At 73.0% G+C, this 12,740-nt stretch carries 11 protein-coding genes; 6 read left to right on the top strand and 5 right to left on the bottom strand.

The window, feature by feature from the left end; translation table 11 throughout:
• Positions 1 to 418: 418 nt before the first annotated feature.
• Positions 419 to 1,600, top strand: coding sequence for a GDSL-type esterase/lipase family protein (locus tag ACFZDK_RS29720; RefSeq protein WP_390976995.1), 1,182 nt, complete (start codon positions 419 to 421; stop codon positions 1,598 to 1,600).
• Positions 1,601 to 1,613: 13 nt separating this feature from the next.
• Here the strand turns inward: ACFZDK_RS29720 and ACFZDK_RS29715 are convergent, their stop codons facing one another.
• On the bottom strand, positions 1,614 to 2,099 hold the full coding sequence (locus ACFZDK_RS29715; RefSeq protein WP_390976974.1) for a DUF456 family protein: 486 nt from the start codon (positions 2,097 to 2,099) through the stop codon (positions 1,614 to 1,616).
• A 21-nt stretch (positions 2,100 to 2,120) separates the two neighbouring features.
• Positions 2,121 to 3,101, bottom strand: a complete 981-nt coding sequence (locus tag ACFZDK_RS29710; RefSeq protein ID WP_390976973.1) for a helix-turn-helix domain-containing protein — start codon at positions 3,099 to 3,101, stop codon at positions 2,121 to 2,123.
• A 576-nt stretch (positions 3,102 to 3,677) separates the two neighbouring features.
• Between ACFZDK_RS29710 and ACFZDK_RS29705 the strand changes: the two genes are divergently transcribed.
• Both ACFZDK_RS29705 and ACFZDK_RS29700 read left to right on the top strand, forming a co-directional pair.
• On the top strand, positions 3,678 to 5,153 hold the full coding sequence (locus ACFZDK_RS29705; RefSeq protein ID WP_390976972.1) for a protein phosphatase 2C domain-containing protein: 1,476 nt from the start codon (positions 3,678 to 3,680) through the stop codon (positions 5,151 to 5,153).
• Positions 5,154 to 5,213: 60 nt separating this feature from the next.
• Positions 5,214 to 6,956, top strand: coding sequence for a pyruvate dehydrogenase (locus tag ACFZDK_RS29700; protein ID WP_390976971.1), 1,743 nt, complete (start codon positions 5,214 to 5,216; stop codon positions 6,954 to 6,956).
• 15 nt (positions 6,957 to 6,971) lie between these two features.
• Here the strand turns inward: ACFZDK_RS29700 and ACFZDK_RS29695 are convergent, their stop codons facing one another.
• Positions 6,972 to 8,285 (bottom strand): helix-turn-helix domain-containing protein, encoded by a 1,314-nt coding sequence (locus tag ACFZDK_RS29695; protein ID WP_390976970.1) that lies wholly within the window; start codon positions 8,283 to 8,285, stop codon positions 6,972 to 6,974.
• Between the two features lie 177 nt (positions 8,286 to 8,462).
• On the opposite strand from ACFZDK_RS29695, the gene ACFZDK_RS29690 reads away from it, so the two are divergent.
• From ACFZDK_RS29690 to ACFZDK_RS29680, 3 genes are all read left to right on the top strand, one after another.
• Positions 8,463 to 9,083, top strand: a complete 621-nt coding sequence (locus tag ACFZDK_RS29690; protein WP_390976969.1) for a hypothetical protein — start codon at positions 8,463 to 8,465, stop codon at positions 9,081 to 9,083.
• A 118-nt stretch (positions 9,084 to 9,201) separates the two neighbouring features.
• Entirely contained in the window at positions 9,202 to 9,663 is a 462-nt protein-coding gene (locus tag ACFZDK_RS29685) for a hypothetical protein (RefSeq protein ID WP_390976968.1), read from the top strand.
• Between the two features lie 307 nt (positions 9,664 to 9,970).
• The gene (locus ACFZDK_RS29680; RefSeq protein WP_390976967.1) at positions 9,971 to 10,420 is read left to right on the top strand and encodes an ATP-binding protein; all 450 of its coding nucleotides are present in this window, start codon (positions 9,971 to 9,973) and stop codon (positions 10,418 to 10,420) included.
• Between the two features lie 82 nt (positions 10,421 to 10,502).
• On the opposite strand, the gene ACFZDK_RS29675 is transcribed toward ACFZDK_RS29680, so the two are convergent.
• The gene (locus ACFZDK_RS29675; RefSeq protein WP_355707536.1) at positions 10,503 to 11,534 is read right to left on the bottom strand and encodes a DUF2637 domain-containing protein; all 1,032 of its coding nucleotides are present in this window, start codon (positions 11,532 to 11,534) and stop codon (positions 10,503 to 10,505) included.
• A gap of 328 nt (positions 11,535 to 11,862) precedes the next feature.
• On the bottom strand, positions 11,863 to 12,687 hold the full coding sequence (locus tag ACFZDK_RS29670; RefSeq protein ID WP_390976966.1) for a (2Fe-2S)-binding protein: 825 nt from the start codon (positions 12,685 to 12,687) through the stop codon (positions 11,863 to 11,865).
• Positions 12,688 to 12,740: the final 53 nt, after the last annotated feature.

The raw sequence follows: 12,740 nt of genomic DNA, 5'->3' as shown, positions 1-12,740 counted from the left end.
ACACCACCCCCCAGGTCATCCGTTCGACAGGGGGCAAAAGTCATGCCGGGCCCGGAGGCCAGCGGCCCTCTTGCAGGACCGCGGAAAACATAACGGGGCTTACCGGCGCTGGCAGGGTGCCGCCCGCGCCCACCTGTGCCGCCCTGCGGCACGCCTGCCCGCGGCTGCCCGTGACTGAGGAGAAGCGGCTGGACAGCGCCCCTTCAGGGGCGCGGGGCTGTATCGATGTGCGGCTCCGCCGCGTGGGCGCGCTCAGCCCCACCCCCCAGCCGCACCGCCACCACCGCCACCACCCCCCTCGGCCGCCCCCCCCATCGCGCTGCGCCACCCGAGTGTCCCCCCGGTCCAGTTGCCGCCCCTCCCACCCTTCGTATGTCACCTTCCCCTCCAGTGGGGCTTCGGAAGGGCGGGCGTGCGGATGGTCAAGGTCGGGCGGGTCGTCGGCGCGGCGTTGCTGCTGGTGATGGGGACGACGGGGCGGGCCGGTGCCGAGGCCGCCCCCTCGCTGTGGGCCGGGAGCTGGGAGGCCGCGCCCTCCGGTACCGTCCGCCAGGTTCCCGGCGCGGCGTTCCGCAACGTCGTGCATCTGAGCGTCGGGGGAAGCGCCGTACGGGTCCGGATCAGCAACCGGCTCGGCAGCGCGCCGCTCCGGCTCGGCGCGGTCACCGTCGCCCTGCGCCAGGGCGCCGGCGCGGACGCGGTCCCCGGGTCGATGCGCCTCGCCACCTTCGACGGCGCCGACACCGCCGTCGTCCCCGTCGGACAGGACCTGGTCAGCGATCCCGTGCCGCTCGTCGTCCCGGCCGCCGCCGACCTGCTCGTCACCGTCGAGACCCCGGGCGACTCCGGACCGGCCACCTATCACCGCGTCGCGCTGCAGACGAGCTACCTCGCCGAGGCCGGCGCCGGGCGGGCCGCCGACGAGAGCGGGGACGCCTTCACCCGGACCACCGGCAACTGGTACTACGTCTCCGGGGTCGACGTGGACAGCGTGCCCCTCGGCAGTGTGGTCGCCTTCGGCGACTCCCTCACCGACGGCAACGGCTCCAGCATCGGCACCAACCACCGCTGGCCCGACCGGCTCGCCGACCGGCTGCGGCCCCTCCGGATCGGCGTCCTCAACGCCGGGATCTCCGGCAACCGCCTGCTGAGCGACAGCACCGGGGGACCGAGCGCGCTGAACCGGCTGGACGCGGACGGTCTCGGCCGGGCGGGCGTCCGGACACTGGTCCTCCTCGAAGGCATCAACGACATCAAGGGCACCCCGGAGGCCACCGACCCCTGGGACTTCGTCCGGGCCTACCGGACCGTCGTGGCCCGCGCCCACGCGCGGGGGATCCGGGTCGTCGGCGCCACACTCACGCCGTACGCCGGGTACAGCGGCTACACCGAGGCCCGGGAGGCCGTACGGCAGCAGGTCAACGCGCTGATCCGCACCGAGCACGTCTTCGACGCGGTCGTCGACTTCGACGCCGTGGTCCGCGACCCGGAGCAGCCGGGACGCATCCGGCCCGCCTACGACCCCGGCGACCACCTGCACTTCAACGACGCCGGCATGAGCGCCCTGGCCGCCGCCGTCCCACTCGTCGAACTTCTCTGAATGGCCGGGCGGGTCAGCCGCCCCAGATCACCGCCGCCAGCCAGCCCGCCGCGATCAGCAGGCAGGCGAACAGCTCGGCCAGCACGCTGGAGCCGCCCGCGGCCATGGTGGCGCGCAGCGCGGCCAGCGCCTCGGCCCGGCGGCCCAGGCGGAGCCGTTCGTGCAGGTAGATCCCGGCCATGAAACCGGGGATCGCGCCCACCACGGGGAGCAGCACGAAGCCGAGGACGGCGCCGGTCCCGGCGTACCCGGCCATCCGGGGCGTGGCACCGCTCGCCCGCAGCCGGCGCGGGGGCAGCGCCCAGCGCACCACGAGCGAGGCCAGCAGCACCCCGGTCGCCCCGACCAGGACCGCCCAGGCCACCGGGCGCGGGTCGTACAGCGCCCACCACAGCACCGCGGCCCACACCAGCCACGAACCCGGCACCCCGGGCACCAGCACTCCGCACAGGCCGAGCACCAGCACCAGGCCGACCAGCAGGAGTTCCCCTGCTCCCATCTGCCCAGAGTGCCGTGTACGTCAGTCCCGGGCCACCCAGCCCCGCTCGTACGCGTGCCAGCCCAGCTGCAGCCGGGTCGTCACCCCGGCCAGCTCCATCAGCCGCTTCACCCGGCGCTGCACGGTCCGCAGGCCCAGATCGAGCTGCTTGGCCACGCTCGCGTCGGTCATCCCGGCCAGCAGGAGCGACAGCACCTCCAGATCGGTGGCGTCGGGGCCGTCCGGCGGCTCCTCGGCCACCCCGGACCCGCCGAGGCGCAGCGGCAGCGCCGTACGCCACACCGACTCGAACAGTTCGCAGAGGAGCTCCAGCAGGCCGCTGGCGTGCACCACCAGCGCGGCGGGCTCGGAGCTGTGCGAGGTGAGCGGGACCAGGGCCAGGGCGCGGTCGGCCACCACCAGCTTGGTCGGGACCTGGTCCACCACCCGCACCTGCTCGTCCCGGCCCAGCGCGGCCGTCAACTCCGTGATCCCGTGCGGCAGATCGAGCACCGACCGCTCCACCACCACCCGGTACCGCACCCCGCGGCCGGCGGCCTGTTCCTCCGCGTCGTTCTCCGTCCCGGAGACCACCATCGGATTGCCGGTGACCAGCGCGCGCACCTCGTCCGAGGCGCCCAGCTGGAGCTGCAGGAACCGCTGGGCGACGGCCGGGGCGCCGGTCACCACCTCCACCAGGTCGTGCACCGCCGGCTCGGCGGCCGTCGCCCGGTACTCCTCGGCCAGCAGCGCCGCCGCCAGCTCGGCCTTCTCCAGCTCGTGCCGCTGCTGGGTGAGCAGCGCGCCCAGCGCGACCCCGGGCGGTGCCGCCACCCAGCGGCCCGGCCGGCCCGAGGACTGGGCCGCCAGCCCGTGCCGCTCCAGCCGGCGCAGCGCCCGCTCGGTGTCCGGCTCGGCCAGCGTCAGCCGCTGGGCCAGATCGGGCACGTCGGCGGCGCCCACGGACACCAGCGCGCGGTACGCCGACTCGTCCCACTCGTCCAGACCGAGCGCTGTCAGCATCGACCCGCTGTCCTCCCTCGAAGCCCGGCGCGGCGCCCCTGGCGGGAACCGGCCACGGCGCAAACCCGCCGGGGCACATCATCCCCGTACCGCCGGTCACTCTGCCAAGATCGCGTCACCGCGGCAGCCCCGCAGCGGATCCGGATGTGACGCCTCGGATCCGGAGGGGTGATGCATGGGATCGGGATCCGTGATGCACGGGATCCGGACCCGTGATTCACAGCCGGCCGCAAGAAAAGCCCGTCACAATCCGGCCTTCCGGTCGGCGCCGTCGCGTCCGGCCGTCCGAACGGTGACCCGGGCCCATGACGCGCGCACGCGTAGGGGATCTGGGGCCGGGTCACTCCGGGTGTCGCCGGGTGGTTCTCCCGTGGGGGGTGGGACCACCCGGCGACTCACACGTGTCATCCGTGTCATCCGTGCCGTGCGTCCCCCGTGTCCCCCGCGTGCCCTCGACTCCCTTTCCTCGTACGGGTGTTCACGATGTCCCTCGACACGCCGTTCGAGACCGGGTCGGGTGCGGGATTTTCCGGATGCCCCGTTTTCATCCGGCCCGCGCGGTGGACAATTAGGGGCATGAGCCAGCCAGGGGGTAGGCCCGCCCGTCACGAGGACGACTGGTGGGGGCAGTTGTACGACGACTCCACCGAGGACACCGGCCCCACGACCGCACCCGATTCCCTGGACGACCGCTTCGTCTCGGCGAAGAACACGGTGGGGGGACGGCGGGGCGTCGTCGTGGAGCCCGAGGACGAACCGCCACCGCCTCCACCGTCGCCACCGCCGACGGTGCCGGCCCAGCGCGCGCCCACCGCCTCCACCGGGGCGCCCGCCGAGGCCGAGGACGCCGGGGCCGACCCGAAGTCCTGGCCGTGGGACGAGGAGGACCAGGAACTGCTGGAGACGGACGACGACGTCCCGGCGGGCTCCCACCCCGCGACCCGACTCGACCTGACCACCCTCCCACTGCACTCGGCCCCGGCCACCCCGGCCACCCCCGCCATCCCGGATCCGCACGCCGCCCCGGACCCGCTGCCCCCGCCGCACTCCCCGTCGGCCGTCCTGCTCCCCGCGCCGGCCGCCTCCTCCGTCGAGTACGTCGGCTCCGGTCCGCCCACCTACGACGCCGAGCCCACCGCCCTGCCCGCCGCCGACCCCGACGAACTCGACGACCTGGTCGCCGACACCGTGCTGGACGGCGCCCGGTACGGCTCCTGCACCCTGCGGGCGGTCTCCCAGCGCGGCGACTCCGCCCGCTACCGGGGCGAGCCGCGCCGCGACGCGCTGCTCACCGCCCGGTTCGGGACCGGCGACCAGGCCCTGGTCCTCGTCGCGATGGCCACCGGCGCCCGGGCCACCCCGGGCGCGCACCGGGCCGCCGCCGAGGTCTGCGCCTGGATCGCCCGGGCCGTGGGCCGCAGCCACCAGCGGCTCACCGAGGACATCCAGGCCGCCCGGCGCGGCGACCTCAAGTCCGGGCTGCACCGGCTCACCGACCGCAGCCTCGGCAAGCTCCGCGCCAGCGCCGCCGAACAGGGCGTCGCCCCCGGCGAGTACGCGGCCAGCCTGCGCTGCCTGCTCATCCCCGCCCACCCCCAGTGCCGTACCCGCGTCTTCTTCGGCACCGGCGCGGGCGGACTGTTCCGGCTCCGGGACGGCCAGTGGCAGGACATCGAACCGCGCGTCGACAGCGACTCCGCCGGGGAGGCCGTGGTCGGCTTCGGCTCGCTGCCCGCCGAGACCCCCGAGGGCGACCGGCTCACCATGGACCTCGGCATCCCGACCCCGCCGAGCCCGTACGAACCGGCCCCCCAACCGCCCCGCGACCCCTTCCTTTTCCGGGCCTCGGTAGCCCGCCCGGGTGATGCCCTGGTGATGTGCACCGGCGGCCTCGCCGACCCGCTGCGCGGCGAGCCCGCCCTCTGCGCCTACCTGTCCCGGCGCTGGTCCGGCCATACCCCGCCCGGCCTCGCCGCGTTCCTCGCGGACGCCCAGGTGCGGGTCAAGGGCTACGCGGACGACCGTACGGCGGCGGCCGTCTGGGAGGCGTGACGGCGGCCCCTGTGCGTGGATGGGAGGTATCCACGCACAGGGAAGGGGCACCCGTCCGCCATGGCCAAGCAGAACGTCGCCGAGCAGTTCGTCGACATCCTCGTCCGCGCCGGTGTGCGCCGCCTCTACGGGGTCGTCGGCGACAGCCTCAACCCGGTCGTCGACGCCGTCCGCCGCAACTCCGCCATCGACTGGATCCACGTCCGCCACGAGGAGACCGCCGCCTTCGCGGCCGGCGCCGAGGCGCAGATCACCGGCAGACTGGCGGCCTGCGCCGGCTCCTGCGGCCCGGGCAACCTGCACCTCATCAACGGCCTCTACGACGCCCACCGCTCCATGGCCCCGGTGCTCGCCCTCGCCTCCCACATCCCCTCCAGCGAGATCGGCCTGGGCTACTTCCAGGAGACCCACCCCGACCGGCTCTTCCAGGAGTGCAGCCACTACAGCGAGCTGATCTCCCACCCGCAGCAGATGCCCCGGCTCCTGCAGACCGCCATCCAGCACGCGGTCGGCCGCAGCGGGGTGAGTGTCGTCTCCCTGCCGGGTGACATCGCCGACCAGCCCGCCCCGGAGCAGACCGCCTCGGCCGCCATCGTCACCTCCCGGCCCACCGTCCGCCCCGGCGACGAGGAGTTGGACAGGCTGGTCGCGATGATCGACGAGGCGGACAAGGTGACCCTGTTCTGCGGCAGCGGCACGGCGGGCGCGCACGCGGAGGTCATGGAGCTGGCGGAGAGGATCAAGTCGCCGGTGGGCCACGCCCTGCGCGGCAAGGAGTGGATCCAGTACGACAACCCGTACGACGTCGGCATGAGCGGACTGCTCGGCTACGGCGCCGCCTACGAGGCCACCCACGAGTGCGACCTGCTGATCCTGCTCGGCACCGACTTCCCGTACAACGCCTTCCTCCCCGACGACGTGCAGATCGTCCAGGTCGACGTCCGCCCCGAGGTGCTGGGCCGCCGCTCCCGGCTCGACCTGGCGGTGTGGGGCGATGTACGCGAGACGCTGCGCTGTCTGGTGCCGCGCGTGCGGGCCAAGGAGAACCGGCGGTTCCTCGACCGGATGCTCAAGAAGCACGCGGACGCGCTGGAGGGAGTGGTCAAGGCGTACACCCGGAAGGTGGAGAAGCACGTCCCGATCCACCCCGAGTACGTGGCCTCCGTCCTCGACGAACTCGCCGCCGACGACGCGGTGTTCACCGTCGACACCGGGATGTGCAACGTCTGGGCGGCCCGTTACCTCTCGCCCAACGGCCGCCGCCGGGTGATCGGTTCCTTCTCGCACGGCTCGATGGCCAACGCGCTGCCGATGGCGATCGGCGCCCAGTTCACCGACCGGCGGCGGCAGGTCGTGTCGATGTCCGGCGACGGCGGGTTTGCCATGCTGATGGGCGACTTCCTGACCCTGGTCCAGTACGACCTGCCGGTGAAGGTGGTCCTGTTCAACAACTCGGCGCTCAGCATGGTCGAGCTGGAGATGCTGGTCGCGGGACTTCCCGCGTACGGCACCGCCAACACCAACCCCGACTTCGCCGCCGTCGCCCGGGCCTGCGGCGCCTACGGGGTGCGGGTCGAGAAGCCGAAGCAGCTCGCCGGCGCGCTCAAGGACGCCTTCCAGCACAAGGGACCGGCCCTGGTCGACGTGGTCACCGACCCCAACGCGCTCTCCATCCCCCCGAAGATCAAGGCCGAGATGGTCACCGGCTTCGCCCTCTCCGCCTCCAAGATGGTCCTCGACGGAGGCGTCGGCCGCATGCTCCAGATGGCCCGCTCCAACCTCCGCAACGTGCCGCGCCCGTAGCCCAGTGGCCGTGGCTCAGTCGGTGAGCGGTACCCACTGGCGGGCGCCGTCGACGAAGCCGTACCAGTAGTGGGGCAGGCCCTTGATGGAGCTGGTGCGGAAGGGCTGCCCGTGGTCGTCGATGCGGACCGTGCCCGAGCGGCCCTGGGACGACCAGTCGAGTTCGAGGTACCAGCGGCAGTCGCAGCCGACGGTGTTCGCCTTGACGCGCAGTACCTCCGGGTCCGTGGACGAGACCCGATAGGGCAGGTGCATGGTCGAGACGGTCTTCCCGTCCGGGCCCTCGCCGGCCACCGGGCGCGCGATCGGGCGGTCCTTGTCCAGGTTCACGTCGAAGTAGCGCGGGGTGAGCCCGCCGCCGCAGCCGTCGGCCGTGGAGTAGGCGATACCGGGCGCGGGCGCGGTACGGCCGACGACCCGCACCCGCAGGTCCTCCAGGACGACGGCGGTGGTCGAACGGCCCTGCACGGAGATGTCCACGATCGTGTTGCCGCCGTGCACCGCGTTCTGGGTGGCCGCCCAGGTGCCGGCGTCCTGCGGGACGGGCGGGGGCGGTACCTGGGCCGGCTGCTTGTCGATGACGTAGTCGTGGCCGCAGCCCCCTTCCCAGATCTGGGAGTCGGCCGTCCAGGTGAGGGGGACGCCGGTCGGGGCCGGGGCGGTGGTCGTGCTCCGGCCGGAGGGGGAGGGGGTCTTCGCGCCGCCCTGGGAAGGGGTGGGCGAAGGGGCGGACGAGGTCGGGCTCGGAGTCGTGGCGGTGGGCGAGGGGCCGTGGCGCCGGGCGTCGCCCGCGGCGGTCGTGGGGGAGGTGCCGGAGTGCCGGGCCGCGGTGTCGTCGGGGTGCCGGTCGTCCGAGAGGGCGGACAGGCTGCCGAGCGTCACCAGCAGGACGGTGGCCACGGCCGAGGCGGCGAGCGTACGGCGCCGGCGGTACCAGGGGCGCGGGGCGGGGGACGGTGTCGGCACCGGTTGTTCATCGGCTTCCGCCGCCGGTTCGGGGGTCTCCGATTCCGGTTCCGGATCCGGTAAGGGTGTACGCGGTCGCTGCCGGGCCGCCACCGCCCGCAGCCAGCGCTCGTGGAGTTCGAGCCGCTCCTGAGGTGTCGCCCCGCAGAACGCCGCCAGACGCTCCACCGGAGCGAAGTCCTGCGGCACCGCCTCGCCCGCGCAGTAGCGGTGCAGGGTGGAGGTGTTCATGTTCAGGCGGCGGGCCAGGGAGCCGTAGCTCCGGTCCGTACGGTCCTTCAACTGCCGTAGCAGCGCCGCGAACTCCTCGACGTCGTCGCGCACGGGCACCCTCCCCCGGTCGTCCGTATCCCAGGCACTCATATACCTGCACGTCAGCGGGGCTGGGATGGTTCCAGGGCGGCGGAACGGGCGGGAGCCGTTGCGGTGGCCGCGGGTGACCGCCGATGCTTCTGGTGTCGCACCGACCAGGGCCGGACCGACCATCCGGAGCCGTCGGCGGCATCCCACACCCATGCACCGATTCACGGGGGATCACCCATGCCCAAGCGCACCCGAGTAGGCGCGCTCACCGCACTCGCCGGCGCCGCACTGGCCGTCGGCACCGCACTCGCCGCCCCGGCGGCCGCCGCCCCGAAGGCACCCGGTTTCCTCGCCGCCGCCGACCTTCCGCCGCGCCCCGGCACGTCCTGGACGGCCGGCAGGGTCACCGCCGGCGTACCGGACGCGCTCCGGCAGGACATCTGCGTGGGCGTCGGACTCGGCACCGGCCAGGACACCTGGTACCGGGAGTTCCGGACCGACCTCGACACCGGTGCCCGTCAGGTCAGCGCCGTACTGCCCAGCGTCAGCAAGGCCAAGGGCCGGTTCGCGAAGCTGGACGAGGACATCGTGTCCTGCGCGGACCGGATCGAGATGGAGGACCCGGAGACCGAGGCCGCCTTCCAGGACCACGGCGACCTGCCCGTCGGGGACGGCGCCCATGTCTACGCCCTGCACACCGTGACCTCCTGGGGCGCCGGCGACATCCGGCTGATCGCACTCGGCCGGGAGGGGCGCACCGTCACGGTCGTCGACTGGGGGCAGCTCGGCGGCTTCGGGGACGCGCCGGTGAAGGCGTTCAAGAAGACCGCCACCACGGCCGTGAACAAGCTCCACTGACCCACGGCCACCGCACAGACCGGGGCCGTCCTCTCGCCCGGGGGACGGGAGGACGGCCCCAACGGACCCCAACGGTCCGTCACCCGCACCAGCACTCACAGAACACGGGGAAACAGACATGAGCAGCAAGACCCGCGCCGTCCTCACCGCCGGCGTCCTCGCCGTGGCCCTCGGGCTCGGCGCCACCGCCCAGGCCTCGGCCGGCGCCTCGCGCAGCGTGAGCGGAAGCCCGGCCGACAACATCACCCGCATCGCGGACTTCTACGGCGCCTACATCGACGCGGAGACCGACCCGGACGGCAGCGGCGACCTGCCCACCGCGCTGCGCGCCTACTACATCGACCCGACCTACCTGAAGAAGCTGGCGGCCTGGGAGGACCGCGAGCACGCCGACGGGGTGCTGCGGGCCCAGAACACCCCGCTCAAGTGGAAGGTGACCGACAACGGCACGGCGAACCACACCGAGGCCGTCATCACCCTCACCTGGAGCCGCAACACCACCACGAAGCTGGTCGTCGACGTGAACCGCCGCACCCACAAGATCACTCACATCGGCCCCACAGGCCACCGGGGCCAGTAGGCGGAAGGTCGGCTTTCGGCCAGCTTCGCCGGTGCCATGGACCGCGTGAATCAGCTCGGGGGGTTGTGCGAGGGGCTGATTCACGTCTGGTCCGTGGCACCGTTGGCGCGTACGGGACGGTCCGGGCGGCGGCGTACGCGCAGGGGCCGATCCGGGACATGGCCGAACACCCCGGCGTCATCGACGTGACATGACTGGCCCGTGCCCGAGCGGGCATGGATCCCCGTGAACGTGTTCGATCAGGAGGGGAACCGGCAACAGCGTGCAGGCGGGGGTCATGAACAGTCAGGCACGAGGGGGCGGTCCCGTGGCCATCGGGGCCTCCTCGGCGAAGACAACGGGGGAAGAAGCCGACACGACGGAACGGGAACATCCATCGCAGCTCAGGCGCCGGCTGGGACGGTCGGACCTGCGGGCGGTGCCCGAGGCGCGCAGGGAACTGCGGGAACTGCTGCGGCACTGGGGGAATCCGGGCCGCTCCGAGATAGCGGAACTGCTCACCAGCGAACTCGTCACCAACGCGCTCGTCCACACCGACCGAGAGGCCGTCCTCACAGCCGTCGTGGAACCGAGCCAACTGCGCGTGGAGGTACGGGACTTCACCGCCCGCAGGCCGCGCGTGCGCGCACCGGACACCGGTGACGGCACCCACGGCCGGGGCCTGGTCCTGGTCAACTCCCTCGCGGACGCGTGGGGTGTGCAGGCGCACGAGGTCGGCAAGTCGGTGTGGTTCGAACTGGACGCGGAAGCGGCCTAGCCGCGGCCTCGCACACAACGGGACGGGGGCGTGACCCTGAAGGTCACGCCCCCGTCCCGAGGTGTCGTACGGCAGCCGGTGATCAGCCGAACTGCTGCTCAAGGTCCTTGAGCTTGCGCTCCAGCGAGTCGAGCCGCGGAAGCGCCATTGTGTCGTCCTCCGCGGTCAGGTCGACCGTGATCGGGTCAGACCCTTTGCGGACGGGCTGCAGGGAGGGCCGCTGGCGTACGGGCAGTTGCTCCGGCGCTGCTATGGCAGGCTCCGCAGTGGGCTGGGAGGCGCGCTCCACCTGGTGCACCTCGTCCTGCCGGCCACGTCCGACGAAGCCGCGGTGGCCCCGGCTTATCGCCTTGAGCTGGGCCCGCTCCAGGCGGTCCTGCTCGCGGCGGCGCAGCCGGTTCGTCTCCTTCTGCCGCTTGTCCTCGCGCACCTCGTCGACCGCCTCGTCCAGGCTGCGCACGCCCTCGAGGAGCATCAGCGACCAGGCCTTGTAGGTCTCGCGGGGGGCGCGCAGCCAGCGGACGATACGGATCTGCGGCAGCGGACGCGGCACCAGGCCCTGCTCGCGCAGCGCGGCCTTGCGGGTCTGCTTCAGCGCGCGGTCGAAGAGGACGGCCGCGGACAGCGACATGCCGGCGAAGAACTGCGGAGCGCCCGCGTGGTCGACGCCCCTGGGCGCGTGCACCCAGTTGAACCAGGCCGCGGCGCCGGCGAACGTCCACACGAGTATCCGGGAGCCGAGGGCCGCGTCACCGTGGCTCGCCTCGCGCACCGCGAGGACGGAGGAGAACATCGCCGCGCCGTCCAGACCGAACGGCACGAGGTACTCCCAGCCGTCGGAGAGGCCGAGGTTCTGCTGGCCGAAGCCGACCAGCCCGCGGAACGAGAGGGCCGCCGCGACCGACGCGGAGGCGAACAGGAGCGCGTAGGAGACGGTGCCGTATATGGCCTCCTTGCGCCGCCGCCGCTCCTCGCTACGCTCCCACGAGTCGTCCTTCGCGTGCTCCCCGCCGGACCGCTTGGAGCGCGCCAGCACCGCCACCGCGACCAGCATGCCCAGGAGCAGTACGGCGCCGGGTAGCAGCCAGTTCAGCGATATGTCGGTCAGTCTCATCTGGGGTCCCTTGCATTGGGATAGGGCGTATCGCCCGCCATAGTGGCCCAATCCCACTGGCCCTCAGGGGGTTTCGGGGCAAGAGGCCGCCAAGGAAGTGCAAGGGGATGCCCCAGGGCGGCATTCTGCTCGAACTGCCGCTTGAGGGGCGGGAGTTGAGTTCGAGTAAGACTACCCATACGGGTGGTTCCTCGGAAAGTTCCTGCGACAAGTGAGGAAGTTGTGAATTCACTGTCGACGCAGGAGCGATCTTGTCATCGGCGATCCTAGTGGATGCCGGGCGGTACTCCGACCCGGGGGTGGCCCCGTACGACGGCCTGAGAGAACCTCAGGCCGCAGTGGCCGCCGCCAGTTTGGCGATCCGGTCGTCGTCGCAGGTGCGCGGGCAGGTGGTGCAGGTGTCCTCGGGGCGCAGCGTGTAGTACATGCAGCAGCTCGCCCGGTCCCGGGTCGGCAGCGGCTCCCCGGCCGGGCCGGTCAGCACCCGGAAGGCGGCCGAGCCGACGTACGGCTTGGTGGCGCCCGGGAGCAGCTGTTCGAGTTCGCGTACGGCCCGTGCCTCGTCCCCGAGCAGTCCGGCGATGTACCAGAGCCCCTCGACGATCTCGTCGGTCGCCATGCCCCACAGCGCGCGCCCGCGCCGCCGCATCCGCGGCCCGAAGCCGCCGAGGACCGGTTCCAGGTGCTCGGCGACGGCCGCCCGCACCTCGGCCCGCAGCGCCTCCTCGCCGGCCACGACCACCGCGCCGGGCAGCGCCGCGGCCGGGTCGCCCGGGAGACAGGCGAAGGAGGCGACGCGTACGGCCATCAGGCCCGCCGTGCGGTCGTACGACACCCCGGCCGCGGGGAGGCGGGGGACCCGGCGGTCCAGGAACCACGGGAGGGTGATCAGCAGGCAGGCGGCCCAGCTGTAGCGGTGCAGGCCGAAGCCGGCGACCACGTCGGGGCGGGCGGGCCGGCCGTGGTCCTGCCGGATCTGGTCCTCGTCCCAGGCGAGAAAGGCGTCCAGGCCGGGGCCGCCCGCGGCGAGCTCGGCGGCGCCGATCCAGCCGCTGCCCCGCGGTGCCGCGTCGCCGGGCCCCAGCTCCGTGATCACCAGGTCCGGGCAGACCTCGGTGAGGCGCGCGTAGGCGGCGGAGACGGGGGAGGTCATGGGCTACCACCGATCGGGTGCGGACCGACTGCCGGATAAGTAAGCCTTACCTT

This window comes from Streptomyces sp. NPDC007901, from assembly GCF_042959465.1.
GTDB lineage: Bacteria > Actinomycetota > Actinomycetes > Streptomycetales > Streptomycetaceae > Streptomyces.
Note: the sequence above shows the minus strand (reverse complement) of the source record. Positions and strands in the feature narration are given on the sequence as shown.